Source organism: Chromobacterium sp. FG89 (assembly GCF_057808735.1).
In genome coordinates this window covers 1-24,633 of record NZ_JBMDIQ010000019.1, presented here as the reverse complement: position 1 = coordinate 24,633, position 24,633 = coordinate 1, and the positions used below count along the sequence as shown (strand labels likewise).

The window sequence follows — 24,633 nt, the reverse complement described above, 5'->3', positions numbered from 1 at the left end:
CGACGCATTTTTGCCTTGAGCTCCCCGGCACCCGGAGCCAGGCGGCCCGGCCTTAAAGCAGGCCAGGCCCGGAGCGCCTTTCCCCTCATGTAGAAATTAAGGAATCAGCAATGCCCCAATACCGCTCCCGCACTTCCACCGCCGGCCGCAATATGGCGGGTGCCCGCGCCCTGTGGCGCGCCACCGGCATGAAGGACGACGACTTCGGCAAACCCATCATCGCCATCGCCAACAGCTTCACCCAGTTCGTGCCCGGGCACGTGCACCTGCACAATATGGGTCAACTGGTGGCGCGGGAAATCGAACGCGCCGGTGGTGTGGCCAAGGAATTCAACACCATCGCCATCGACGACGGCATCGCCATGGGCCACGGCGGCATGCTCTATAGCCTGCCCAGCCGGGACCTGATCGCGGACAGCGTGGAATACATGGTCAACGCCCACTGCGCGGACGCGCTGGTGTGCATCTCCAACTGCGACAAAATCACCCCCGGCATGTTGATGGCCGCGATGCGTCTGAACATCCCGGTGGTGTTCGTCTCCGGCGGCCCGATGGAAGCGGGCAAGGTGCAATGGGGCAACGACATCCGCAAGCTGGACCTGGTGGACGCGATGGTGGAAGCCGCCAACAGCGCGGTGTCCAACGAGGACGTCGAGCGCGTGGAGCGCTCCGCCTGTCCCACCTGCGGCTCCTGCTCCGGCATGTTCACCGCCAACTCCATGAACTGCCTGACCGAGGCCTTGGGCCTGTCCCTGCCCGGCAACGGCAGCCTGGTGGCCACGCACGCGGACCGCAAGGAATTGTTCCTGCGCGCCGGCCGTCTGATCGTGGATATCACCAAGCGCCATTACGAACAGGACGACGCCAGCTTGCTGCCGCGCGCCATCGCCTCCAAGGCCGCGTTCGAGAACGCGATGAGCCTGGACGTGGCCATGGGCGGCTCCACCAATACCGTGCTGCACCTGCTGGCGGCGGCGCAGGAAGCCGGCGTGGACTTCAAGATGGCGGACATCGACCGCATTTCGCGCTCGGTGCCGTGTCTGGCCAAGGTGGCGCCGGCCACCCAGAAATACCATATGGAAGACGTGCACCGCGCCGGCGGCGTGGTGGCCATCCTGGCCGAGCTGGACCGCGCCGGCCTGATCCGCCGCGAGGTGCCCACCGTGCACAGCGCCACGCTGGGCGAGGCGCTGGAAGCCTGGGACATCTGCCGCCACGGCGAAGACAGCGAAGCGCGGCGCTTCTACCGCGCGGCGCCGGGCGGCGTGCCCACCACCATCGCCTTCTCGCAGTCCATGCGTTACCCGACGGTGGACGACGACCGCGCCGAGGGCTGCATCCGCGACCGCGAGCACGCTTATTCCCAGGACGGCGGCCTGGCCGTGCTGTCCGGCAATATCGCCGAGCGCGGCTGCATCGTCAAAACCGCCGGCGTTGACGACTCCATCCTCAAGTTCAACGGCCGCGCCCGTATCTTCGAAAGCCAGGACGCGGCGGTGGAGGCCATCTTGGCCGACCGCATTGTGGCCGGCGACGTGGTGGTGATCCGCTATGAAGGCCCCAAGGGCGGTCCCGGCATGCAGGAAATGCTCTATCCCACCAGCTATCTGAAATCCAAGGGCCTGGGCAAGGAGTGCGCCTTGCTGACCGACGGCCGCTTCTCCGGCGGCACTTCCGGCCTGTCCATCGGTCATGTATCGCCGGAAGCGGCCGAGGGCGGCGCCATCGGCCTGGTGGAAGAGGGCGACCGCATCGAGATCGACATCCCCGGCCGCTCCATCCGTCTGGCGATCAGCGACGAAACGCTGGCGGCGCGGCGCGCGGCGATGGAAGCCAAGGGCCGCGACGCCTGGAAACCGCTGGGCCGCGACCGCGTGGTCAGCCCGGCCTTGCGCGCCTACGCGGCGATGACCACCAGCGCCGACACCGGCGCGGTGCGCGACGTGACGCAAGTCGAACGCCGTTGATATTTGTCATATTTCCTTAACCGGTTTCCGGATAGGATTCGGGCCGTGCGGTTTTTTGCCGCGCGGCCCATTGTTTTTTGGGGCGCAGCAACCATCTGCTCCTCATTCGTCCGCCGCCGCTTTCCACTGGCGCGGCCCCATCTCTCCCCAGCCTCCCGGTTTTCGGCGGCGTCTTAGTCTTGTTCATTTGTTTTCGAATCCAACAGTTCCTTCCCGCTTGTTTTCCTAAATTTTCACAAACGAAATCCGTTCTAATGCCATTAATCATATGCTTGGTCTGTTTAAATCTAAATGGCATTGTTTGAGACTAAGATTCGGCTGGGGCGGGGCAGGGGCGAGATGGGGGTGAAGAAGAAAACGGAGACGCTGATCGGCGCCGGCAGGCAAGTTCCCTAGCTACACGGATTTTAATAATTCTATTGATTTAACAGAAGCTTAGCGTTTGCTTAGCATGGAGCGTCGCCGGAAAAAGGCAAAAAAAATGCGCGGTACCGTTAGGTCCGCGCCAAGTCTACAAAGGAGAAATAGAGGAGAAACTATCAAGAAGCAATTGCTGCATCTCAACGAGAACGAATTATCCAGATTGCGGTATCGAGTGTCAACATGTTGTTTTTCGCAAATGTGTGAAATTATAATTTTCTGTCGCTGATCTGGTACATCGCTACTGGAATCGCCGCTGTCGCGGCGCACCATGGGCGCCGCAGCTGTGCCAAAATAGCGGTTTTCCGATTGCCGCAGGATTCCCCTTCATGGACGCCGTACGCCACACCCTTCCCGATCCTCGCCAGTACCACCCGCAAGTGGCGCTGACCAATATGCTGATCCACAACGCCCAGTCGGCGCTGAACGCCAAGACCGAGTCCGACCGGGAAATGTGGTTCTCCGCGGTGCGCGACGCGATGGCCGAGATGCTGGCGCGCGGCGAACTGCTGTCCATCTCGGTGGCGCTGGCCATGGTGCCGTCCCAGCAATGCTATCAACTGGTGTGGGACGCGCTGCGCGACGCGGTGGAAAACACCGGCGGCGGCCGCGCCATCGTCTTCGCCATGCCGCTGGTGCTGGTGGCCGGCAGCAAGAACCAGACCACGCTGCCGGGCGAGATCGCAGATGTGGCCGGCCTGAACCAATTGCTGCGCGAGCACGGCGTGTTCGCCGCCGACGCCGACGTCGCTCTGGGCGGCGCGTTATTGCATCCGGACAGCGTGGTGGGGCTGGACTCCGCCCAGCTCTATAAGCTGAACCGCGATCCGGCCCATGCGCGCGCGCTGCTGCCGCAACAGCCGGCGCCGGTCACGGTGAAGGAAGAGGGCGTGTTCCTGCGCTACCTGCTGGGCGTCGCGATCCAGCCGGAAGGCGCGGAGCCGCCGCTGCGCCTGGGCGGCGCGGTGGGCGCTTGGGGCATGCCGCTGATGAAATTCCTGGGCGAGCAATTGAAGGCCGAGGGCGTGACGCTCTTTCCCATCGCCCGCCCGCCGATGCCGGCGATGCAGGCGATGGTGGCCGGCAACTACGCTCGCTTCGAGGTGGCGATGCAGGTGTTCGCCAGCAGCCAGATCCGCAGACTGCGCGAACTGAACAAGGAGCCGGTGGCCATCCTGTCCGCCCACGACAACGGCGAACTGCACATCACCCTGTCCGCCGAAGGCGACGAGCGCAATTGGGAAGCCTTCGTCTGGCCGCTGGCGGCGCTGGACACTGTGCCGCTGATCGAGGAAAGCTTCCGTGAACTGATGGCGGAATGCCATGTGCGCGAAGTGCATGTGCTGGCGGAGCTGCATCCGGACAGCAAGGACGGTGTGCCGCTGTTCTTCACCGCCGACGATTTGTAAGCCTCGTCCCGCCTTGTCCGGTGATCACGCCCCGCCTCGAGCGGGGCTTTGTCATTGCGCTTATCGTTAGCCGCTAACGGCAATCCGCCCACGGCGCGACGGCCAGCCGCGCCGCCAGGTAGTCGATCAAGGCCTGCACCCGCGCCGGCCGGCTGCGGCCCGGCGGCGTCAGGATGTAGAGCGCGATCGGGTCCACCTGCCAATCCATCATCACGGTTTCCAGCTCGCCGGCCTGCAAGTCCCGCCAGGCCAGAAACTCCGGCTGCAAGGCCAGGCCCAGGCCGGCGCGCAGCGCCGGCGTCAGCGCCTCGGCGTTGTTGACCCGCAGCGACGTAGGCATTTCCAGCGCGAATTCGCCTTGCTCCGCGTGGCGGAAGCGCCAGAACTCGCCGCCGGGCGCGTTGCTGTACAACAGCGCGCGATGCGCGGACAGCTCGCGGGGATGGCTGGGCCGGCCGTGGCGTGCGAAATACGCCGGCGAGCCCACCAACAGAATGCGCACTGAGCACAGGCGACGCGCCAGCAGGCTGGAATCGGCCAGCGAGGCGATGCGCAGCGCCAGGTCCAGGCGCTTGGCCACCAGGTCCACCTGCTCGTCGCTGAAATGGAAATCCAGCTCCACTTCCGGATGCCGCGCCATGAACTCCGGCAGCAGCGGCGCCAGATGAGACAGCCCGAAGGACATCGGCGCAGTCACCCGCACCAGCCCGCGCAAGCTGGAGGATTGCTCGGCGATGTCGGCCTCCACCGCCTCGCCTTCCGCCAGGATGCGGCTGGCCCGCTCCAGCGCGGCGTGGCCGGCCTCGGTCAAGGACAGCCGCCGCGAGCTGCGGTGCAACAGCATGGTTTTCATCCGGGCTTCCAGGCGGGAAATCGCCTTGGACACCGTGGCCTGGGACAGCGTCAGCTCCGCGGCGGCGCGCGCGAAGGAGCCGCATTCCGCCACCTTGGCGAAAATCGCCCAGGCTTCCAGATCGGGCAGTCGTTTCATAAATAGGCAGGAGTTGGATAGATTGATTCCAATTTTAGCGTTTAAAAATCAGTATGGCGCATTGATTGCATCAAAAATGGAAAGAATGCTATTCGATCCCTCGGCTTATCAGCCCCTGGCCCGCTGCGTATAGTGGCTGCATCGGACGCGTCGCCGCGCAGGCGGCGCCTCGCCACAATATCGGAGGACCATATGATCGAGCATCGTCCCTTCGCCGCCTTGGGCGGCGCCCATCATGGCTGGCTGGACGCCAAGCACCATTTCTCCTTTGCCGAATACCACGACCCGGCGCGCATGCACTGGGGCGCGCTGCGAGTGTGGAACGACGACGTCATCGCGCCGGGCGCCGGCTTCCCGCCGCATCCGCACGCGGACATGGAAATCGTCACCTATGTCCGCGAAGGCGCGATCAGCCACCGCGACAATCTGGGCAACCAGGGCCGCACCGAGGCCGGCGACGTGCAAGTAATGAGCGCCGGCCGCGGCATCGTGCATTCCGAATACAATCTGGAAGCCGTCGATACCCGCATCTTCCAGATCTGGATCATGCCGGAGCGACGCGGCGGGGACCCGTCCTGGGGTAGCAAGCCCTTTCCCAAGGCGGACCGCTCCGGCGCCTTCGTCGCGCTGGCCAGCGGCATGGATGGCGACGATCAGGCCTTGCCCATCCGCGCCGACGCCCGCGTGCTGGGCGCCACCCTCAAAGCCGGCGAAAGCGCGGACTATCCGCTGGGCGCGGAGCGCCGCGGCTATCTGGTGCTGGCCCGCGGCCGGGCGGAAGTCAACGGCGTGGCGCTGCAAGCCCGCGACGGCGCGGCGATTAAGGATGAAGCGCTGTTGCGCATCGTCGCCAGCGAAGACGCCGAGCTGATTCTGGTGGATAGCCGAGAGTGAGGGAATGAAAGACAAAGCGCCGGGTGTCCGGCGCTTTTTTCAAACCACGCGCAGTTTGCGCGTTGGCGGTTTCTTCGATGATGGTGGGTTGGATTCCACCTTGACTACAGTTCCTTTGGAACAAGCCTCACCGAGATCATGGCTTAGCTTAGCCAAGCTGTGGGCGGTGCTCTGGGACACATAGACCCGCTTCTTGGCATTGGGTGATTTAACGCTGTTTTTCATAGCCGATATACCCCGTATCCTCAAGCCCCGCGTTGTGGATGGCGCTAAAACCCAGTTCTTGTATGAGCAGGTGATTACAGTGACAAACTCTATCATAGAACCTGCCAAGCCCCGGAGCCGGCTTGTAAAAGTACTGCCTTGTTTCAGATACAAGCCGACTATGGTAGACAACAATTTCAAGTAAATGTTGCCCAAAACTGAAAATTTGGCGGGGGTTGTCCAGGCGCCATGAGGCCGGCTCGTAGATATGGTCGCGGCTGATAGCGTCGGCTCGCATGAACTTTACCAACCGGCTTGTGCGCATATCGGGTTCAAAGTCATGCGCCCAAGTCCGGATAAAGTCACGTACCTCCTGCTCATCGTCTCCAGGCACTTCTCCCGCCAGGCTGGCAAAATACATTAGGTAGCGGTAGGCGCTAAAAACAAATGGCACGACTTCGAAGAAGCCATCGGCATGATGGGCTAAGGGGACACGGTAGATATTCCCCACCCACGCGGAGCGCTGATCCGGCGTGGGCGCACCTGCGAACCACTCCGTGGGCATGGCTTGGTTTTGCTCCAGCCAAAACATTCATCTTTCTCCACTGAGACGAACCATTGGAAGAGGGCGCTTGCCACAAGAGTGAGATGCAAGCAAGGTCGTAGCCCTTGCAAAGCGATCCATGGGCGCTTGGCATTGTTGCTTTATCCAATGCTGGGCTGCAAATCGCTGTGGCTTTGTCCCTTTACCGGTGGGGTGTGGGGGCGATGGAAGTGGCGCGCAGGGGCTTGTCGTTGCCTCTCGCAATTGCTTCACGTTAAGGATTTCGCTCCGGCATTTCGTGTAGAATGCCCGCATCGTTAACCCTTTGATGGATGAGTCAAAGATGTTCGCTGCTGACCAGACGATTGCCAAATTCGACCCCGAACTCGCCGCCGCCATTGCGGCCGAGTGTCAACGCCAGGAAGATCACATCGAGTTGATCGCCTCGGAAAACTACACCAGCCCCGCGGTGATGGAAGCCCAGGGCTCCCAACTGACCAATAAGTACGCCGAAGGCTACCCGGGCAAGCGCTTCTACGGCGGTTGCGAACACGTGGACGTGGTGGAACAGCTCGCCATCGACCGCGTCAAGCAGCTGTTCGGCGCGGAATACGCCAACGTGCAGCCGCACTCCGGCAGCCAGGCCAACCAGGCGGTGTACTTCTCCATCCTGAAGCCGGGCGACACCGTGATGGGCATGAACCTGGGCCACGGCGGTCACCTGACCCACGGCTCCCCGGCCAACCTGTCCGGCAAGATGTTCAACATCGTCGCCTACGGTCTGAACGACAAGGAAGAAATCGACTACGACGACATGGAACGCGTAGCGATGGAAACCAAGCCCAAGCTGATCATCGGCGGCGCTTCCGCTTACGCGCTGCGTTTCGACTTCGAGCGCATGGGTCAGATCGCCAAGAAATGCGGCGCTTACTTCATGGTGGACATGGCGCATTACGCCGGTCTGATCGCCGCCGGCGTTTACCCGAACCCGGTGCCGTTCGCCGACTTCGTGACCTCGACCACCCACAAGACCCTGCGCGGTCCGCGCGGCGGCATCATTCTGGCCAAGGCCGAGTTCGAGAAGAGCATCAACAGCAATGTGTTCCCGACGCTGCAAGGCGGCCCGCTGGAGCACGTGATCGCCGCCAAGGCCGTGGCCTTCAAGGAAGCGCTGCTGCCCGAGTTCAAGGTGTATCAGGAACAAGTGCTGAAGAACGCCGCCATCATGGCCAAGACCCTGGGCGAGCGCGGCGTGCGCATCGTATCCGGCCGCACCGAGAGCCATGTGTTCCTGGTGGACCTGCGCGCCAAGGGCCTGACCGGCAAGGCGGCCGACGCGCTGCTGGGCCGCGCCCACATCACCGTGAACAAGAACGCGATTCCGAACGACCCGGAAACCCCGTTCGTGACCTCCGGCATCCGCATCGGCTCCCCGGCCATCACCACCCGCGGCTTCAAGGAAGCCGAAGCCATCCAGGTGGCCAATCTGGTGGCGGACGTGCTGGACAACCCGAACGACGACGCGCTGATCGCCCGCGTGGCCGAGCAAGCCACCGCGCTGTGCCATCGTTTCCCGGTGTACTCCAAATAAGCCAAGCTGGTCTCGGCCGCTGAAAGACGCCCCCAGGGGCGTCTTTTTCATGGGCGGGCGATAGCGGCATTAACTTGACTGCGCATTGCTGATAACATCCCTACATTGGAACCCTTAGGATTAAGTCATGAAATGCGCGTTCTGCGGCAATGCCGATACTCAGGTAATCGACTCCCGCGTCAGTGAGGACGGCAGCAGCATCCGGCGGCGGCGGCGCTGCCCGGTGTGCGAGAAGCGTTTCACGACCTTTGAAACCGCCGACGTGCGCATGCCGCAGGTGGTGAAAACCGCCGGCCACCGTTCGGAATTCGACATCGAGAAAGTGCGAACCAGCTTCCTGCGCGCGCTGCACAAGCGCCCGGTGCCCACCGCCTTGGTGGACGAGGCGATAGACCGCATCTGTCACAAGCTGCTGCAATTGGGCGAGCGCGAAGTCTCCAGCCGCGAGATCGGCGAAATGGTGATGAACGAACTGGCGCGCCTGGACAAAGTGGCTTATGTGCGTTTCGCCTCGGTGTACCGCAGTTTTCAGGATGTGTCCGAGTTTTCCGACGCCATCAAGGAAATCCAGAAGTCTTCGCATTGACCGACCGGCGGGCGGCTGGAGTAGACTGCTCTATTCTTCCGTCATCGCGGGTGCCCTCCATGGTAGAACCCCTGCCTTCCAATGTTTCGCTGCGCGCGCCGGAGCTGTCCGACGCGCCGGCGCTGTTCGCGCTGATCAACGCCAACCGCGACGCGTTGCGGCCGTGGATGCCGTGGGAGCCCCTGACCCGCTCCGAGGCGGACTCCCGCGCTTTTCTGGAATCCGCCGCCGTCGGCCGTCAGATCGGCAAGGCCTATACTTGGCTGGTATTGCGCGACGGCGCGCTGGCCGGCGTTTGCGATCTGCACGCCATCGACGATTTGAACCGCCACGCCTTCGTCGGCTATTGGCTGGACCGCCGCCAGGTGGGGCAGGGCGTGATGCAGGCGGCGCTGCGCCTGTTGCTGGCCGAAGCCTTCGGCCCCTTGGGTCTGCACCGGGTGGCGATAGACGCGGCGGCGGACAATCATCGCAGTTGCGCGGTGGCGGAGCGGCTGGGCTTCCGCTACGAAGGCGTGCTGCGCGAGTACTTGTTGTTGCAGGGCCGCTATTGCGACGCCAGGCAGTACAGCCTGCTGGCTCAAGAATGGAAGCAATGAATCATGAATTATTCCGCCGATGACCATCGTCACATGCAGCGCGCGTTGCGGCTGGCCGCCGCGGCCACCCGCCGCGCCGCGCCCAACCCGGGCGTGGGCTGCGTGCTGGTGCGCGACGGCGCGGTGATCGGCGAGGGCGCCACCCTGGAAGTGGGCGGCGATCATGCGGAAATCCAGGCGATCAAGGACTGTCTGGCGCGCGGCCTGTCCCCGCGCGGCGCCACCGCCTACGTCACGCTGGAGCCGTGCAGCCACCACGGCCGCACCCCGCCGTGCGCGCGGCGTCTGATCGACGAGGGCGTGGCCCGGGTGGCCGCGGCGATGGTGGACCCCTACCATGAAGTGGCCGGCCGCGGCCTGGCCATGCTGCGCGCCGCCGGCATCGCCGCCGACGCCGGGCTGATGGAAGCCGAGGCGCGGCAAGTGCATCGCGGTTTTCTGTCGCGCGTCGAGCGCGGCCGCCCCTGGGTCACGCTCAAGGCCGCCGCCACGCTGGACGGCAAGACCGCCTTGCTCAACGGCCGCAGCCAATGGATCACCGGCCCGGAGGCGCGGCGGGATGTGCATCGCCTGCGCGCCGAGCATTGCGCGGTGCTCACCGGCAGCGGCACCGTGCTGGCCGACGATCCGCAACTGACGGTGCGGGAAGTCCCCTGCGAGCGCCAGCCGCTGCGGGTGGTGCTGGACAGCGATCTGCGCACGCGGCCGGAACAGCGCATCTATCAGGACGGCGCCACCTTGCTGGCTACCTGCGATCACGAGGCCGCGCGTTTGGAGCCCTACCGCGCCGGCGCGGAGCTTCTGAGCTTGCCGCGGCTGGCCGACGGCCATGCCGATCTACCGGCTTTGCTGGCGGCCTTGGCGCAACGCGGCGTCAATATGCTGATGGTGGAAGCCGGAGCCGGCCTCAACGGCGCGCTGTTGCGCGCCGGGCTGGTGGATGAGATCGTGCTCTACCTGGCTCCGTCGCTGGCCGGCGACGCCGCGCGCGGCCTGTTCGCCTGGCCGCCGCTGGAAGACCTGGCCGACAAGCAGCGGCTGAGCATACGCGACGCGCGCATGGTGGGCGCGGATTTGCGCCTGAGCCTGACGCCGGTCTTGGCGGCTGCTCAAGGTCCCGCGAACTAGGGCGAGACAAGGCGAGGATGGCCTCCGCGCTTGGGAAAATGACCGCATCGCCGCGAATCCCGTCTGGAGTCTGCAACATTTCTGTCCGAAAATAAGAGCAGTTCGCCTGCTGTGCGCATGACGCGTGAAGGCGGGCGCGAACGCACGCTCAGGACGGGCCGCCAAGAACGGCTCGCTTTCGCATTCGGGGCAGTCGCGGCATCCGGGAGGGCTGGGGAAAGGGCATGAGCGATTTGAAGGCGGCGCTGGAAGCTTATATGCGATTGTTGGCGCGTCAGGGCGCGCCGGCTCAGGTGATCGACGAAAGGCGTCGCATTCTGGAACTGCTGCTGCCCTGGCTGGACGGCGTCGAGCGCAACGCGGAAGGTTTCCGCGGTCCTTGCGAACGCCTGCTGCAGGCCTGCTCGCCGGACGAGCAGGTGCTGGCGCTGACCTGTACCCGCGAGTTCTATTACTTCTGGCTGGGCGATACCAAGAAAGTGGTGGAGATCACCGCGCGCAGCGGCTTTTCGGTGCGCAATGTGCGGGTGTGGCTGGAGACGGATTGGGAAGGGCTGCTGACGCGGATGGAGCGCGACGGCTTCTCCCGCTTTCCGCCGTCGCTGGGCTTGTACTTGGGCAAGCTGTTCGAGGACGGTATGTCCGAGCCGGACATCCATCTGCGCGAGCGCCTGCTCAAATCCCTGCTCTATCTATTGGACGGCCAGCCCATACAGGGCGACAGCTTCCGCATGATGGTGGACGCGGTGTTATTGCATCTGCGCGAGGCGGAGCTGAAAAACACCTTTCTGTTGCTGGTGCGCGAGTACTTCTATTACTGGCACCAATTCCCGCAAGCCCAGGCGCGCAACGCCGGCCAGCCGGCGGCTTGAGGCGGACCGCCGAGCCCGCTATTTCATCCCCAGACGCTTCCGTTCCCGCGGTCTCAAGCCGGCTGCGCGGCTTCCAGCCTGGCCCGGCCCGGCAAGCCCGCGCGCCAGGCCGGCGGCGCTTCGGCGCTGGCCCAGTATTCCTCGATCTGGCTGATCAGCCCGTGTTCCAGCGTGAACAGGGAATTGGCGAAGAAGCGCGCCTCGCCGTGGTCCACCTGCGCCACCACGTGCCAGCGGCCGTCGGCCAGCAGATTGTCCTGCAGCAGGCGTATGCTCCAGCCCTCCGGATAAACGCGGTTGACGTGGACGATGGCGTCCGCGCCGCGGAAGCACTCGCCGCTGCAGTGCCATAGCATCACGGCGTCGTCGCGCAGCAGGCGGCGCGCGCGCTCCCAGTCGCGGTCCTGGTAGGCGAGAAAGAGTTGGGCGGCGATGGATGGCATGATTTTACCTCATGCTAGTCATGGGATATTGATAATGTACAAAATCAAAATCCTTGTCAATACGCGGCTTTGGCGGATTTTGGGGCGGAAGTTGTCAGATCAAATAGTCTGATGGCATCATGCTTTGACAAGTGGAGCGTGTTTACGATCTCGCGAGCTGGGGCGAGACCAGGCGTTGCGGCTGAGAAAGTGGAAGGAGTAGCGCTACATGAGCATTCTGCAGCGGTTCTCAACACCGTATCGCCGACGCGCAGCAGATCGTAAATCGGTTCTTTATAGAGAGGAGACAAGATGACGCACACATCCGCCTACCAGGCTTTAACCCACACTTTCGCCCGCCTGCACCGCTTTAGCCACCTCGGCGCCATCGCCGGCTGGGATCAGGCGGCGATGATGCCGAGCAAGGGCAACGACGCCCGCGCCGCCGCGCTGGCGGAGCTGGGGGTGCTGACCCACGGCATCATCACCGCGCCGCAGCTGAAGGAGCAGCTGGACGCGGCGGAGCAGGAAAACCTGGACGAGCTGCAACGCGCCAATCTGCGCGAGATGCGCCGCGAATGGGCGCAGGCCAATCTGCTGCCGGCGGAGCTGGTGGAAGCCAAGACCCTGGCCGGCGCGCGCTGCGAGCACGCCTGGCGCAGCCAGCGCCCGGCCAATGACTGGAAGGGCTTTCTGGAAAACCTGCGCGAGGTGGTCAAACTGTCGCGCGAGGAGGGCCGCTTGCTGGCCGAGGCCAGCGGCGGCAGCCGTTACGACGCGCTGATGGACAAGTACGAGCCGGGGATGAAGAGCGCGGAGATCGAGCGCATTTTCACCGAGGTGAAGTCCTGGCTGCCGGGCCTGATCGAACGCGCGCGCGCCAAGCAGGCGTCGGAAACGGTGATCGAGCCGGTGGGGCCGTTCGCGGTGGCGCAGCAGCGCGCCTTGGGCGTGGAGGCGATGAAGCTGCTGCGCTTCGACTTCGACGGCGGCCGGCTGGATGTCAGCAGCCATCCCTTCTGCGGCGGGGTGCCGGAAGACGTGCGCATCACCACCCGCTACCGCGACGATGATTTCGTCCAGAGCCTGATGGGCATTGTTCACGAAACCGGCCACGCCCGTTACGAGCAGAACCTGCCCAAGGACTGGCTGGAGCAGCCGCTGGGCCGCGCGCGTTCCATGGGCATTCATGAGAGCCAGAGTCTGTCCTTCGAGATGCAGCTGGGCCGCAGCCCGGCCTTCCTGCAGTTGATCGCGCCGCTGATCCGCAGCCATTTCGGCGAGCAGCCGGCGTTTGCGCTGGAAAATCTGCAAGGCCTGTACAGCCGGGTGCAGCCGGGTTACATCCGCGTGGACGCCGACGAGCTGTGTTATCCGGCGCATGTGATTCTGCGTTTCGAGATCGAGCGCGCGCTGATGGACGGCGATATCGAGGCCGAGGACATCCCGGCGCTGTGGGACGAGAGGATGATGGCCTATCTGGGCGTGGACACCCGCGGCAATTACACCAACGGCTGCATGCAGGACATCCACTGGACCGACGGCGGCTTTGGCTATTTCCCCAGCTACACGCTGGGCGCGATGTATGCGGCGCAGTATTTCGCCAGCCTGCGCCGCGCCGAGCCGGAGCTGGACGCGCAGGTGGCGGCCGGCAATCTGGAGCCCATCTTCAACTGGCTGAACACCCATATCTGGAGCCAGGGCAGCCGCTGGAGCACGGACGAACTGGTGCGGCGCGCCACCGGCGAGACGCTGAACCCGGCGCATTTCAAGGCGCACCTGGAGCGGCGTTATCTAGGCGTTTGAGTTTGTGGAAGGCAGATGAAAAGCGCGGCTTGGCCGCGCTTTTTTTTGATCCGCTAATCAAACCCCTGATCCTGCGTTGCGCCTCCTTGTCGTACCACTTGTACTGCCTGCGTCGACGCGCCTTGGCTCAGGTTCTCTGCGAGGTTTTCTTAGCGGCTCTTATTGGGATTGGCTGAAAAACGCGTGGACCGCCACGGCCAGCGCTGCCGGCTGTTCCCATTGCAGCATGTGGCCGGCGTCGGCAATCACGGTTTCCTGGAGTTGGGCGAAACAGGTGCGCCGCTGCGCCATGCTGGCGGCCACGCTCTTGGCCAGCGGGTGGTCGTCGGTGTCGCCGCCCAGCGCCCACAGCACCGGCGCGCTGATGCGCTGCCAGCAAGCCATCGCTTCTTCCAGCCGGTACAGCACCGGGTTGACCATTTTGTGGCGTGGATCGGCGCGGTAGTAGAGGCCGTCGTCGCGCTGGCGGGTCAGTTCGCACGCCAGCCATTGGGCGCGCGCCGGCGTCAGCCTGGGGTTGCGTTCCAATAGTTTGGCGGCGACGGCGTCCAGCGACTGCAAATCGCCGAACTCCGGCGCGGTACGGGTTTCGCGCAGCCAGCGCGCGTAGCGGCCCGGCGCTTCCGCCGGCTTGGAGGCGGCCAGGCCAAAGCCTTCGGCCAGCACCAGCTTTTCTATGCGTTCGGGGCGGATGCCGGCGTAGATGCCGGCAATCATAGCGCCCATGCTGTGGCCCAGCAGCTTGACTGGCTGTTGCGGCGACAGCGCGTCCAGCAGCGCGTCGAGATCGGCCAGGTAGTCGGGGAAGTAGTAGCTGCCGTCGTTCCAGTCGCTGTCGCCAAAGCCGCGCCAGTCCGGCGCCGCCACTTGCCAGCCGTCCGGCAGCGCGTCCACCAGGAATTGAAAAGTGGCCGAGCTGTCCATCCAGCCGTGCAGCAGCACCAAGAGCGGCGCGTCGCGCGGGCCCCAACGACGCAGATGATAGCGGTGGCGGTTGAGGGTCAGGATTTCGGGCTGGCTGAGGCGTTGAATCGGCATGGCGGCGCGAGCGGTGGGATGAAAGCCCCAGTCTACCCAGAAACACGGCGAACCGGGAGGTCCGCCGTGCGCGTGGGAAGGGGCTTATTGATGGATGTCGGCGCGGTGCGTCTCCTTCAAGCCCAACAGGCAGACGATGAAGCTGACGCTGTAGACGATGACCGGATACCACAGGCCGTAGAGGATGTCGCCGGTGTAGACCACCAGCGAGAAGGCCACGGTGGGGAACAGGCCGCCTATCCAGCCGTTGCCGATGTGGTAGGGCAGCGACATCGAGGTGTAGCGGATGCGGGTGGGGAACAGCTCCACCATGGTGGCGGCCAGCGGGCCGTAGACCATGGCGGCGATCAGGCTGAGCAGCACCAGCACCGCCACCACCATCGGGTAGTTGATCTTGTCCGGGTCGGCCTTGTCCGGATAGCCGGCCTGTTTCAGCGCGGCCAGCAACGCGGCCTTGTCGAAGCCGGTCAGCGTCTGTTCGCCCACTTTGATCTGGGTTTCGCCGCCGGCGGGCGCCGCCTGGCGCTGATAGGGCACGCCGTTCTTGGCCAGCAGGGCCTTGGCCTGGTCGCAGCTGCTGCTGAGCTTGGCCTTGCCCACCGGATCGAACTGGAAGCGGCAGCTGGCCGGGTCCGCCACCACCACCACCGGCGCCTGGCGCGCGGCGTTGGCGATGTCCGGGCTGGCATAGGCGGTCAGCCATTTGAAGGCGGGAAAGGTCAGCAAAGCCGCCAGCAGCAGGCCGGTCAGCATCACCGGCTTGCGGCCGATGCGGTCGGACAGATAGCCGAAGTAGAGGAATAGCGGCGCGGCGATCAGCAGCGACATCACCAGCAGCTGGGTGGCGATCTGCGAATCGACCTTGAGGATCTGGGTGAGGAAGAACAGCGAGTAGAACTGCGCGCAATAGAAGGTGACCGCCTGGCCGCCGTTGATGCCGAACAGCGCGGTGAGCACGATGCGCAGGTTCTTCCAGTTGGTGAAGGATTCGGTCAGCGGCGCTTTGGAATGCTTGCCTTCGGCTTTCATTTTCAGGAAGGCCGGCGATTCGTGCATGGACAGCCGGATCCAGGTGGAGATGGCCAGCAGCGCCAGCGACAGCAGGAAGGGCAGGCGCCAGCCCCAGTCGTCGAAAGCCGGGCCGGTGAGTTTGCGGCAGGCCAGGATCACCAGCAGGGACAGCAGCAGGCCGGCGGTGGCGGTGACCTGGATCCAGCTGGTGTAGGCGCCGCGTTTGTGATCCGGCGCGTGTTCGGCCACGTAGATGGCCGCGCCGCCGTATTCGCCGCCTATCGCCAGGCCCTGCAGCATGCGCAGCACCACCAGCAGGATGGGCGCGGCGATGCCTATGCTGGCGTAGCCGGGCAGCAGGCCCACCAGGAAGGTGGACACACCCATGATCAGGATGGTGGCGAGGAAGGTGTATTTGCGGCCTATCATATCGCCCAGCCGGCCGAACAGCAGCGCGCCGAAGGGACGCACCAGGAAGCCGGCGGCGAAGGTCATCAAGGCGAAGATGAAGGCGGTGGTTTCATTGACGCCGGCGAAGAACTGCTTGCTGATCACCGCCGCCAACGCGCCGTACAGGAAAAAATCGTACCACTCGAAAACGGTGCCCAGCGACGAGGCGAAGATCACTTTGCGCTCGGAGCCGCTGATCGTGTGTCCCGCCGTGGCGGCGGGCGTCAGGGTGCTGCTCATGGTGCTGTCTCCTCTTGGTGTGGCTTTGCGACAAGTTGTGGGGCGGGAAGTGGGCTTCCTCTGTTTGGGTGGATTCCGATGTCGCGCGGCGCTCAGTCCGGCGCGGCGCGGTCTTGCAAAATCATGCGGGCGGCTTTTTCCGCGATCATCAGCGTGGGCGAGTTGGTATTGCCCGAGGTGATGGCGGGCATGATGGAGGCGTCCGCCACTCTTAGTCCGGATAGTCCGTGAACGCGCAGTCTGGCATCGACCACCGCCTGGGTATCCTGTCCCATTTTGCAGGTGCCGACCGGATGAAAGATGGTGGTGCCGATGCGGCCGGCGGCGGCGGCCAGCTCCGCATCGCTCTGGGCGGCGAGGCCGGGCAGGTATTCTTCCGGCCGGTAGCGCGCCAGCGCCGGCGCGGCGACGATGCGCCGGGTCAGCCGCAGCGCGGCCACCGCGACGGCGCGGTCCCGCGGGTGGCTGAGGTAGTTGGGCTGAATCAGCGGCGCGGCGTCCAGGCCGGCGCCGCCAATGGCGACCCGGCCGCGGCTGAGCGGACGCAGGTCGCACACCGAGGCGGTGAAGGCGGGGAAGGGGTGCAGCGGCTCGCCGAAGCGTTCCAGCGACAGCGGCTGCACATGGTATTCCAGGTTGGCGCGCGTCTGTTCCGGGCCGGATGCGGCGAAAGCGCCCAACTGACTGGGCGCCATCGCCAGCGGGCCGCTGCGCCGCCACAGGTATTCCCAGCCCATGGCCAGCTTGCCGCTCCAGCTATTGGCCAGCTGGTTCAGCGTGCGCGCGCCGCTGACCTTGAACACCATGCGCAGTTGCAGATGGTCTTGCAGGTTGGCGCCGACGCCCGGCAGCGCATGGCGCACGGCGACGCCGTGTTCTTGCAGCAGCGCGGCGGGACCGATGCCGCTGCGCTGCAACAAAAGCGGGGAGCCGACGGCGCCGGCGGCCAGGATGATTTCGCCGCGGCAGCGCGCCTGCCAGCGTTGCCGCTGTTGCAGGAATGCAATACCGGCGGCGCGGCCGTCCCCCAGCAGCAGGGTTTCCGCCTCGGCATGGGTCAGCACGGTGAGGTTGGGGCGCTGGCGCACCGGGCGCAAAAAAGCCTTGGCGGTGTTCCAGCGCAGGCCGCCGCGCTGATTGACTTCGAAATAGCCGCAGCCAGCGTTGTCGCCGCCGTTGAAATCGTCCACCGGGGCGATGCCGCTCTGCTCCGCGGCGTCGCGGAAGGCGTCCAGGATCGCCCAGGACAGCCGCTGCCGTTCCACCCGCCATTCGCCGCCGTGGCCGTGCTGGGCGCGGGCGCTGTCGAAGTGGTCTTCCATGCGCAGGAAGTCCGGCAGCACCTCGTCCCAGCTCCAGCCGGGGCAGCCCTGGGCCGCCCAGCCGTCGTAGTCCGCGGCCTGGCCGCGCATATAGATCATGCCGTTGATCGAGGAGCAGCCGCCCAGCACCTTGCCGCGCGGGTAGTTGAGGCTGCGTCCGCCCAGGCCGGCCTCGGGCGCGGTGCGCAGGCACCAGTCGGTGCGCGGATTGCCGATGCAGTAGAGATAGCCGACCGGGATGTGTATCCACGGATAGTTGTCCTCGCCGCCGGCTTCCAGCAACAGCACGCGGTGTCGCGGATTGGCCGACAGGCGGTTGGCCAGCAGGCAGCCGGCGCTGCCCGCGCCGACGATGATGTAGTCGAATGTGTCCGCCAATGCCTGCATGCCGCGCTTTCCTATGACGTCTGTATCGCCACCATATAAGATCAAGCCGGGCCGGCCTGGAAATAGCCAGAGTGGAACAACAGCTGTTAGTTTTCTAACAGCCGCGCAATTGAAGCCTGTCATATTTGTGTGCAAGCGCACCATAAACACGGGGAGGGCTTGATGTTCGACTGGAACGACATCCGTTATTTTCTGGCCTTGCAGCGCAGCGGCAAGCTGCTGGCTGCGGCCCGGCAGCTGCGCACCACGCATGCGACGGTGGCCCGGCATATCGAACAGTTGGAGCGGCAGCTGGGCCTGCCGCTGTTCGTGCAGCAGCCGGATGGTTATCAACTGACCGCGGCCGGCCGGCAGTTGCTGCCCCTGGCCGAGCAATTGGAAAACACCGCGTCGCGGATGCAGGACGAGGCGCGGGTGGGCCATGTGGAGGTGGCCGGCCTGGTGCGGCTGGGCGCGCCGGAGGGCTTGGGCTCGCTGTTTCTGGCGCGGCACCTGCCGCGGCTGACGGAGCGTTACCCGGCGCTGGAGATCGATCTGGTGTCGGTGCCGCGCTTCGTCAGCATCACCAACCGCGAGGTGGACATCGCCATCGCGCTGGAGCGGCCGCAGGCCAATATGGTGGTGACGCGCAAGCTGACCGATTACTGCCTGGGTCTGTACGCGACGCCGGCCTATCTGGACGCGCATGCGCCCATCCGCGAGCGCGAGGACCTGGCCGGGCATCCCATCGTCGGCTATGTCGACGATCTGCTGTTCTCGCGCGAGCTGATGTTCCATCGCGGCCTGTGCCGCAACCCCTTGATCCCTCTACGCTGCACCAGCGTGGTGGGCCAGCAGCAGGCGGCGCTGGCCGACGGCGGCATCGCGGTATTGCCGTATTATCTGACCTACGACGACGCGCGGCTGCGCCAGTTGTTGCCGGAACTGCGCATCATCCGCTCTTACTGGATCAGCGGCCGCAGCGACATCCGCCGCACGCTGCGCTACCGCGTGGTGTGGGACTACGTGGTGGAGCTGTGCCAGCGCATGCAATGGTTGCTGCTGCAACAGCCAACTCAGCAAAACGAATCAATCGATGCGGGATAAGCTCACTTCATGAGAACGCTCTATCGCAACGGCGGCCCGGATTCGCCGTATTTGTGGCGGATGCTGCGGGTGCTGGACTATCTGTGGCGCCATCTGGATGGGCCGGTGCCGCTGGAAAGATTGGCGGAGGAGGCCTGCTTGTCGCCCTTTCACTTTCACCGCGTGTATCGCGGCCTTATGGCCGAAACGGTGGGAGAGACCCGGCAGCGGCTGTTGCTGCATCGCGCGGCCGGGCAGTTGGACGGCGGCTCGCTGCCTTTGTCGAGGGTGGCGACGCGCGCCGGCTACGGCGGCACCGCGGCCTTCGTCCGGGCCTTTGCCAGGGCTTACGGCGAGAGTCCGGGCCGCTATCGCCAGCGCAGAGCGTTCATTTCTAGGCAAGACTGGGAGACCGTTATGCATGAAGTGACATTGCTCAAGCAGGATAAGGGGCTGAGGGTGCTGATGCGCCGCCATATCGGCAGTTATATGGAGATCGGCCAAGCCTTCGGCGCTTTACAGGCCATCAGCCCGGCTTGCGCGGCCGGCGACGCGCCAGGCCGCACATTCGGGATGTATCTGGATGATACGGAACAGACGGAGGAGGCCAAGCTGCGCTCCATCGCCTGCGTGACGGTGCCGGACTCCTGGCAGGACCGGACGCTGCCGGATGGGTTTGAATGGGGGGAGATCCCAGCCGGAGAGTACGCTTGCGTGACGTATCTGGGACCGTACGCGGAACTGTCCACGGCCTGGTCCTGGCTGTACCGGCACTGGCTGCCCGGCAGCGGGCGCGCGCTCGGCGAGGTGCCGTGCGTGGAGGAGTATTTGAATTCGCCTTACGACAATCCGCCCACCGCCTTGCGGACTCGGCTGATGTTGTCGCTGGCCTGACCGCGCTGGTGGTTCAGCCATGAAAAAACCCGCGCCGTTTGGCGCGGGTTTTGCCGTAAAGGATGCCTGACGACGTCGGGTCTTAACGGGATACGTGGTAGTTCGGCGCTTCCTTGGTGATCTGCACGTCGTGGACGTGGGATTCCTGGATGCCGGCGGAAGTGATTTCCACGAACTCCGCCTTGGCGTGCATGTCGGCGATGGTGGCGCAACCGAGGTAGCCCATCGAGGAGCGCAGGCCGCCCACCAACTGGTGGATCACCTGGCCGATGGAGCCCTTGTACGGCACGCGGCCTTCGATGCCTTCCGGCACCAGTTTTTCCACATTGCCCTCGTTGTCCTGGAAGTAGCGGTCGGACGAGCCCTGGCTCATCGCGCCCAGGCTGCCCATGCCGCGGTAGGACTTGTAGGAACGGCCCTGGAACAGCTCGACTTCGCCCGGGGCTTCCTCGGTGCCGGCGAACATGCCGCCCAGCATCACGCAATTGCCGCCGGCGGCCAGCGCCTTGGAAATGTCGCCGGAGAAGCGGATGCCGCCGTCGGCGATCATCGGCACGCCGGTGCCCTTCAGCGCTTCGGACACATTGTGGATGGCGGTCAGCTGCGGCACGCCCACGCCGGCTACGATGCGGGTGGTGCAGATGGAGCCGGGGCCGATGCCGACCTTGACGCCGTCGGCGCCGGCGTCAACCAGCGCCATCGCGGCGGCGGCGGTGGCGATGTTGCCGCCGATCACGTCCACTTCCGGGAAATTCTTCTTGACCCAGCGCACGCGCTCGATCACGCCCTGGCTGTGGCCGTGGGCGGTGTCGACTACGATCACGTCCACGCCGGCCTTCACCAGCGCGATCACGCGCTCTTCGGTGTCGCCGCCGGTGCCGACCGCGGCGCCTACGCGCAGACGGCCCTGGTTGTCCTTATTGGCGTTGGGGTGTTCGCTGGTCTTAATGATGTCTTTGACGGTGATCAGACCCTTCAACTCCCAGGCCTCGTTGATCACCAGCACGCGCTCCAGGCGGTGGGTGTGCATCAGCTCGCGGGCTTCGTCGATGCTGGCGCCTTCCTTGACGGTGATCAGGCGCTCGCGCGGGGTCATGATGGAGCCGACGCTCTGGTCCAGACGGGTCTCGAAGCGCAGATCGCGGTTGGTGACGATGCCGACCACTTTGCCGTCTTCGATCACCGGCAGGCCGGAAATCTTGTGATGGCGGGTCAGCAGCACCAGATCGCGCACCAGCATGTCCGGGGCGATGGTGATGGGATCCTTGACCACGCCGCTTTCATGGCGTTTCACCTTGGACACTTCGCTGGCCTGTTTCGCGGGATCCATGTTTTTGTGCACGATGCCGATGCCGCCTTCTTGAGCCATGGCGATGGCGAGACGGGCTTCGGTCACCGTGTCCATGGCGGCGGACACCAGGGGCAGGTTCAGGGTGATGTTGCGGGTAAGCTTGGTGGAGAGAACTACGTCGCGCGGCAGAACTTCAGAGTGGGCCGGGACGAGGAGAACGTCGTCGAAAGTATAGGCTTTCTCGATGATACGCATCTTGGCGTTTCCTTTGCGGCAAAGCGGCATTATACCGAGGTATTGTCGCTATTGCAAAAAAAGGGGCTTTCCGCCCGCAACCCTGTTACCTTTTTGCTCGCAGGCCGCGCAGGCCTTACAATTTGAGTATCTGCAGCGCATTCGGGTCAGGGAGTCGATGATGAAGTCAACCTTAGTATGGACCTTTTTGCTGGCTTTGCTGGGCTCCTCCGCCGCCAGCGCGGAAGTCTATGTATGGAAGGACGAGGCCGGAAAAACCGTGTATTCGGACCAGCCGCCGGCCAGCGTCAACGCCCGCCGCATGAATACGCGCGCGCCGGCGCCGGCATCGGCTCCGGCCAAGGAAAGCAAGAAAGCGTCGGGCAAGGACGCCGGCGGGGAAAACGCCAAGATTGCGGCGGAAAACGCCAAGATCGTGGAGGCCAACGCCAAGATCCGCGAGCAGAATTGCCAGAACGCGCGCAATCAGCTGGCCTCGGTGCAGACCAATAGCCGCATCCGCATGCCGGGTTCCAATGCGCTGGCCACCGACGCCCAGCGCAACGAGCTGATTAGCCAGGCGCAGGCCAATGTGCAAACCTGGTGCGGAAAATAAGTGACGAAACCGGTTTTTGACTACAAGGCGGTACTGGCTTCCCTGCCCAATCTGCCCGGCGTGTATCGAATGCTCGACGCGTCGGGCAGCGTGCTTTATGTCGGCAAAGCGATAGACTTGAAACGGCGGGTCAGTTCCTACTTTCAGAAAAACGACCAGTCGCCGCGCATCCAGCTGATGGTGCGCCAGATCGCCAGCATCGAGACCACGGTCACGCGTTCCGAGGCGGAAGCGCTGATTCTGGAAAACAACCTGATCAAGGCGCTGACGCCGCGTTACAACATCCTGTTCCGCGACGACAAGTCCTATCCCTATCTGATGCTGAGCGGTCACGCCTTCCCGCAAATGGCCTATTACCGCGGCGACCCCAAGCGGCCGCACCAGTACTTCGGTCCCTATCCCAACGGCTACGCGGTGCGCGAGAGCATCCAGATCCTGCAAAAGGTGTTCCGGCTGCGCACTTGCGAGGACGCGGTGTTCGCTAATCGCTCCCGTCCCTGTCTGCTGTATCAGATCAAGCGTTGTTCCGGCCCCTGCGTCGACCATATCTCCAAGGATGATTACGCGCGCGACGTGGCCAGCGCGGTGGCTTTCCTGCAGGGCCGTCAGAGCGAGCTGATCGACGGCCTGACCCAGCGCATGATGACGGCGGCCGAGGCGATGGAGTTCGAACAGGCGGCGGAGCTGCGCGACCAGATCCAGGCGCTGGCGCGGGTGCAAGAGAAGCAGTTCGTGTCCAGCAACTCCAGCCAGCAGGATTGCGACGTGGTGGCCGCGGTGCAGCAGGAGGGCATGCTCTGCGTCAATCTGGTGATGATACGCGGCGGCCGGCATCTGGGAGACAAGAGCTTTTTCCCGGTCAGCGGGGAGGAGGGGGAACTGGCGGACAGCCTGGAAGCCTTCCTGGCCCAGCATTATCTGGGCGCGCCCTTGCCGCCGGCCATCATCATCAACGGCGAGATTTCCGAGACCCTGCGCCAGCATCTGGAGCGGCAGGCCGAGCGCAAGCTGGCCATCGCCAGCAATCCCATCGGCGAACGACGGGTGTGGCTGGAAATGGCGGAGAAGAACGCCGCGCTGGCCATCATGCAGCGGGCTAGCAGCAAGGCCACCCAAAACCAGCGGCTGGCCCAGCTCAACGAGGTGCTGGAATTGGAGGGCGCCGGCCGTTTCGAGTGCTTCGACATCAGTCACACCATGGGGGAGGCCACGGTGGCGTCCTGTGTGATCTACGACAAGGGCGCGATGCAGCCCGGCGAATACCGGCGCTACAATATCGAAACCGCCAAGCCCGGCGACGATTACGCGGCGATGCGCGAAGTGTTGTCACGTCGCTACGGCAAGCTGGCGGCGGGCGACGGCAAATTGCCGGACGCGGTGTTCATCGACGGCGGCAAGGGGCAGGTGGGCGTGGCTTTGGAAGTGTTCGCCGAAATCGGCCTGAACCTGCCCATCGTCGGCATCGCCAAGGGCGAGGAGCGCAAGCCGGGCCTGGAGACCTTGATCCTGCCTTATCTGGACAAGAGCCTGCAGCTGCGGCAGGACCATCCGGCGCTGCATCTGATCCAGACGGTGCGAGACGAAGCCCACCGCTTCGCCATCACCGGCCACCGCGCGCGGCGCGCCAAGGCGCGCACCGCGTCCACGCTGGAGGAGATTCCGGGCGTGGGCGCCAAACGCCGGCAACAGCTGCTGATGCGCTTTGGCGGCCTGCGCGGCGTGACCGCCGCCAGCATGGACGACCTGGCCCAGGTGGACGGCATCAGCCGCACCCTGGCGGAGAAGATTTACAACGCGCTGCATTGATTGCCGGCGCGCCATCGTTTATACACTGTAACCATTGCCGTGCGTCCCGTTGTGGCTTGGGGCGGACGCGCAGTTTTTGACCGAGCCGCAAACAATAAGATTACTGACACCGATGCCCTTCAATTTGCCGATATTCCTAACCTGGCTCAGGGTTGCCCTGATCCCCATCTGCGTAGCGGTCTTCTTTTTGCCGGATTCCGTGCTGCTGCTGGAAAGCCGCAACCAGGTAGGCGCCGCCATCTTCGCCTTGGCGGCCATCACCGATTGGCTGGACGGCTATCTGGCGCGCAAGTTGGGTCAGACCTCGGCCTTCGGCGCTTTCCTGGATCCGGTGGCGGACAAGCTGATCGTCGCCGCGGCCTTGATCCTGCTGGTGCAGATGGGGCGCACTGAGGGCTGGATGGCGATGATCATCATCGGCCGGGAGATCGCCATCTCCGCGCTGCGGGAATGGATGGCGGAGATGGGCACCCGCAAAAGCGTGGCGGTGGCCTATATCGGCAAGTTGAAAACCGCGGCGCAAATGGTGGCGATTCTGCTGTTGCTGTATGCCGGCCCGCTGCTGCCGGGGGTTTCGACATTAATTTTGGGCAATGCCTTCATGGTGGTGGCGGTGATTTTGACTTTGTGGTCAATGGTTTATTACCTGAGGATGGCCGCCAAGGAGTTTTCCGGGAAAAAAATTGATGTTTGAAGTGTTGACAGTGACTGATAAATCCTTATAATTCGCATCTCTCAGCGCTGCTCCAGCAGCAGCGAAGAGAAAGCAGAAGTGTTGCAGCAGTTTTGAATGCGGGAATAGCTCAGTTGGTAGAGCGCAACCTTGCCAAGGTTGAGGTCGCGAGT

21 protein-coding genes are annotated in these 24,633 nt (G+C 64.3%); 14 read left to right on the top strand and 7 right to left on the bottom strand.

The genetic code is table 11. The features are described from left to right. Positions 1-110: 110 nt before the first annotated feature. Together ilvD and ACODRW_RS17665 are read left to right on the top strand one after the other, a co-directional pair. Positions 111-1,967: a dihydroxy-acid dehydratase gene (gene ilvD / locus ACODRW_RS17670; protein WP_227104576.1), complete on the top strand. Its 1,857-nt coding sequence runs from the start codon at positions 111-113 to the stop codon at positions 1,965-1,967. Between the two features lie 749 nt (positions 1,968-2,716). Then, positions 2,717-3,796, top strand: a complete 1,080-nt coding sequence (locus tag ACODRW_RS17665; protein WP_488906319.1) for a hypothetical protein — start codon at positions 2,717-2,719, stop codon at positions 3,794-3,796. A gap of 73 nt (positions 3,797-3,869) precedes the next feature. Here the strand turns inward: ACODRW_RS17665 and ACODRW_RS17660 are convergent, their stop codons facing one another. Next, entirely contained in the window at positions 3,870-4,787 is a 918-nt protein-coding gene (locus ACODRW_RS17660; protein ID WP_107798463.1) for a LysR family transcriptional regulator, read from the bottom strand. Positions 4,788-4,979: 192 nt separating this feature from the next. Here ACODRW_RS17660 and ACODRW_RS17655 point away from each other — a divergent pair, with 192 nt between their 5' ends. After that, complete coding sequence (locus ACODRW_RS17655) at positions 4,980-5,681, top strand: pirin family protein (RefSeq protein ID WP_107798464.1); 702 nt, start codon at positions 4,980-4,982, stop codon at positions 5,679-5,681. A gap of 208 nt (positions 5,682-5,889) precedes the next feature. On the opposite strand, the gene ACODRW_RS17650 is transcribed toward ACODRW_RS17655, so the two are convergent. Beyond that, positions 5,890-6,477: a hypothetical protein gene (locus tag ACODRW_RS17650; protein WP_107798465.1), complete on the bottom strand. Its 588-nt coding sequence runs from the start codon at positions 6,475-6,477 to the stop codon at positions 5,890-5,892. A gap of 295 nt (positions 6,478-6,772) precedes the next feature. Here ACODRW_RS17650 and glyA point away from each other — a divergent pair, with 295 nt between their 5' ends. The 5 genes from glyA to ACODRW_RS17625 all read left to right on the top strand — a co-directional run bounded on the left by glyA (position 6,773) and on the right by ACODRW_RS17625 (position 11,205). Then, a complete protein-coding gene (gene glyA / locus ACODRW_RS17645) occupies positions 6,773-8,020 on the top strand; it encodes a serine hydroxymethyltransferase (protein WP_081550486.1) in 1,248 nt (415 codons plus the stop codon). 127 nt (positions 8,021-8,147) lie between these two features. Next, positions 8,148-8,606: a transcriptional regulator NrdR gene (gene nrdR / locus ACODRW_RS17640; protein WP_019100637.1), complete on the top strand. Its 459-nt coding sequence runs from the start codon at positions 8,148-8,150 to the stop codon at positions 8,604-8,606. 59 nt (positions 8,607-8,665) lie between these two features. Beyond that, positions 8,666-9,205, top strand: coding sequence for a GNAT family N-acetyltransferase (locus ACODRW_RS17635; protein ID WP_146176579.1), 540 nt, complete (start codon positions 8,666-8,668; stop codon positions 9,203-9,205). 3 nt (positions 9,206-9,208) lie between these two features. Continuing rightward, entirely contained in the window at positions 9,209-10,333 is a 1,125-nt protein-coding gene (ribD, locus tag ACODRW_RS17630; protein WP_488906318.1) for a bifunctional diaminohydroxyphosphoribosylaminopyrimidine deaminase/5-amino-6-(5-phosphoribosylamino)uracil reductase RibD, read from the top strand. A gap of 224 nt (positions 10,334-10,557) precedes the next feature. Next, positions 10,558-11,205: a hypothetical protein gene (locus ACODRW_RS17625; protein WP_107798468.1), complete on the top strand. Its 648-nt coding sequence runs from the start codon at positions 10,558-10,560 to the stop codon at positions 11,203-11,205. Between the two features lie 53 nt (positions 11,206-11,258). Here ACODRW_RS17625 and ACODRW_RS17620 read toward each other — a convergent pair whose 3' ends face one another. Beyond that, positions 11,259-11,648, bottom strand: coding sequence for a nuclear transport factor 2 family protein (locus ACODRW_RS17620; RefSeq protein ID WP_107798469.1), 390 nt, complete (start codon positions 11,646-11,648; stop codon positions 11,259-11,261). 291 nt (positions 11,649-11,939) lie between these two features. Here ACODRW_RS17620 and ACODRW_RS17615 point away from each other — a divergent pair, with 291 nt between their 5' ends. Next, positions 11,940-13,433, top strand: a complete 1,494-nt coding sequence (locus ACODRW_RS17615) for a carboxypeptidase M32 (protein ID WP_253314858.1) — start codon at positions 11,940-11,942, stop codon at positions 13,431-13,433. Between the two features lie 159 nt (positions 13,434-13,592). Here the strand turns inward: ACODRW_RS17615 and ACODRW_RS17610 are convergent, their stop codons facing one another. The 3 genes from ACODRW_RS17610 to ACODRW_RS17600 all read right to left on the bottom strand — a co-directional run bounded on the left by ACODRW_RS17610 (position 13,593) and on the right by ACODRW_RS17600 (position 17,881). Beyond that, positions 13,593-14,471, bottom strand: a complete 879-nt coding sequence (locus ACODRW_RS17610; protein ID WP_488906317.1) for an alpha/beta fold hydrolase — start codon at positions 14,469-14,471, stop codon at positions 13,593-13,595. A gap of 84 nt (positions 14,472-14,555) precedes the next feature. Beyond that, positions 14,556-16,172 (bottom strand): MFS transporter, encoded by a 1,617-nt coding sequence (locus ACODRW_RS17605; RefSeq protein WP_488906316.1) that lies wholly within the window; start codon positions 16,170-16,172, stop codon positions 14,556-14,558. 92 nt (positions 16,173-16,264) lie between these two features. Further along, positions 16,265-17,881 carry a GMC family oxidoreductase gene (locus ACODRW_RS17600; protein WP_488906315.1) on the bottom strand — a complete coding sequence of 539 codons (1,617 nt, stop codon included), beginning with the start codon at positions 17,879-17,881 and terminating at the stop codon, positions 16,265-16,267. Between the two features lie 162 nt (positions 17,882-18,043). Here ACODRW_RS17600 and ACODRW_RS17595 point away from each other — a divergent pair, with 162 nt between their 5' ends. After that, positions 18,044-18,967, top strand: a complete 924-nt coding sequence (locus tag ACODRW_RS17595; protein ID WP_488906314.1) for a LysR family transcriptional regulator — start codon at positions 18,044-18,046, stop codon at positions 18,965-18,967. Between the two features lie 9 nt (positions 18,968-18,976). Continuing rightward, entirely contained in the window at positions 18,977-19,840 is an 864-nt protein-coding gene (locus tag ACODRW_RS17590; protein ID WP_488906313.1) for an AraC family transcriptional regulator, read from the top strand. Between the two features lie 82 nt (positions 19,841-19,922). On the opposite strand, the gene guaB is transcribed toward ACODRW_RS17590, so the two are convergent. Then, complete coding sequence (gene guaB / locus ACODRW_RS17585; RefSeq protein WP_488906312.1) at positions 19,923-21,386, bottom strand: IMP dehydrogenase; 1,464 nt, start codon at positions 21,384-21,386, stop codon at positions 19,923-19,925. A 160-nt stretch (positions 21,387-21,546) separates the two neighbouring features. Between guaB and ACODRW_RS17580 the strand changes: the two genes are divergently transcribed. From ACODRW_RS17580 to pgsA, 3 genes are all read left to right on the top strand, one after another. Then, positions 21,547-21,981 carry a DUF4124 domain-containing protein gene (locus ACODRW_RS17580; RefSeq protein WP_253314863.1) on the top strand — a complete coding sequence of 145 codons (435 nt, stop codon included), beginning with the start codon at positions 21,547-21,549 and terminating at the stop codon, positions 21,979-21,981. Then, complete coding sequence (uvrC, locus tag ACODRW_RS17575; protein ID WP_107798478.1) at positions 21,982-23,787, top strand: excinuclease ABC subunit UvrC; 1,806 nt, start codon at positions 21,982-21,984, stop codon at positions 23,785-23,787. A gap of 112 nt (positions 23,788-23,899) precedes the next feature. After that, entirely contained in the window at positions 23,900-24,481 is a 582-nt protein-coding gene (pgsA, locus tag ACODRW_RS17570) for a CDP-diacylglycerol--glycerol-3-phosphate 3-phosphatidyltransferase (protein WP_107798479.1), read from the top strand. The last annotated feature ends 152 nt before the right edge of the window (positions 24,482-24,633 follow it).

What these genes read in the sequence shown, in the direction of transcription:
- nrdR (WP_019100637.1), top strand. Translation starts at nt 8,148, where the DNA reads ATGAAATGCGCGTTCTGCGGCAATGCCGATACTCAGGTAATCGACTCC.
- ACODRW_RS17655 (WP_107798464.1), top strand. Translation starts at nt 4,980, where the DNA reads ATGATCGAGCATCGTCCCTTCGCCGCCTTGGGCGGCGCCCATCATGGC.
- ACODRW_RS17610 (WP_488906317.1), bottom strand. Translation starts at nt 14,471, where the DNA reads ATGCCGATTCAACGCCTCAGCCAGCCCGAAATCCTGACCCTCAACCGC.
- ACODRW_RS17625 (WP_107798468.1), top strand. Translation starts at nt 10,558, where the DNA reads ATGAGCGATTTGAAGGCGGCGCTGGAAGCTTATATGCGATTGTTGGCG.
- ilvD (WP_227104576.1), top strand. Translation starts at nt 111, where the DNA reads ATGCCCCAATACCGCTCCCGCACTTCCACCGCCGGCCGCAATATGGCG.
- glyA (WP_081550486.1), top strand. Translation starts at nt 6,773, where the DNA reads ATGTTCGCTGCTGACCAGACGATTGCCAAATTCGACCCCGAACTCGCC.
- ACODRW_RS17595 (WP_488906314.1), top strand. Translation starts at nt 18,044, where the DNA reads ATGTTCGACTGGAACGACATCCGTTATTTTCTGGCCTTGCAGCGCAGC.
- ACODRW_RS17635 (WP_146176579.1), top strand. Translation starts at nt 8,666, where the DNA reads ATGGTAGAACCCCTGCCTTCCAATGTTTCGCTGCGCGCGCCGGAGCTG.
- ACODRW_RS17590 (WP_488906313.1), top strand. Translation starts at nt 18,977, where the DNA reads ATGAGAACGCTCTATCGCAACGGCGGCCCGGATTCGCCGTATTTGTGG.
- ribD (WP_488906318.1), top strand. Translation starts at nt 9,209, where the DNA reads ATGAATTATTCCGCCGATGACCATCGTCACATGCAGCGCGCGTTGCGG.
- ACODRW_RS17615 (WP_253314858.1), top strand. Translation starts at nt 11,940, where the DNA reads ATGACGCACACATCCGCCTACCAGGCTTTAACCCACACTTTCGCCCGC.
- ACODRW_RS17605 (WP_488906316.1), bottom strand. Translation starts at nt 16,172, where the DNA reads ATGAGCAGCACCCTGACGCCCGCCGCCACGGCGGGACACACGATCAGC.
- pgsA (WP_107798479.1), top strand. Translation starts at nt 23,900, where the DNA reads ATGCCCTTCAATTTGCCGATATTCCTAACCTGGCTCAGGGTTGCCCTG.
- ACODRW_RS17660 (WP_107798463.1), bottom strand. Translation starts at nt 4,787, where the DNA reads ATGAAACGACTGCCCGATCTGGAAGCCTGGGCGATTTTCGCCAAGGTG.
- ACODRW_RS17665 (WP_488906319.1), top strand. Translation starts at nt 2,717, where the DNA reads ATGGACGCCGTACGCCACACCCTTCCCGATCCTCGCCAGTACCACCCG.
- guaB (WP_488906312.1), bottom strand. Translation starts at nt 21,386, where the DNA reads ATGCGTATCATCGAGAAAGCCTATACTTTCGACGACGTTCTCCTCGTC.
- ACODRW_RS17620 (WP_107798469.1), bottom strand. Translation starts at nt 11,648, where the DNA reads ATGCCATCCATCGCCGCCCAACTCTTTCTCGCCTACCAGGACCGCGAC.
- ACODRW_RS17580 (WP_253314863.1), top strand. Translation starts at nt 21,547, where the DNA reads ATGAAGTCAACCTTAGTATGGACCTTTTTGCTGGCTTTGCTGGGCTCC.
- ACODRW_RS17600 (WP_488906315.1), bottom strand. Translation starts at nt 17,881, where the DNA reads ATGCAGGCATTGGCGGACACATTCGACTACATCATCGTCGGCGCGGGC.
- ACODRW_RS17650 (WP_107798465.1), bottom strand. Translation starts at nt 6,477, where the DNA reads ATGTTTTGGCTGGAGCAAAACCAAGCCATGCCCACGGAGTGGTTCGCA.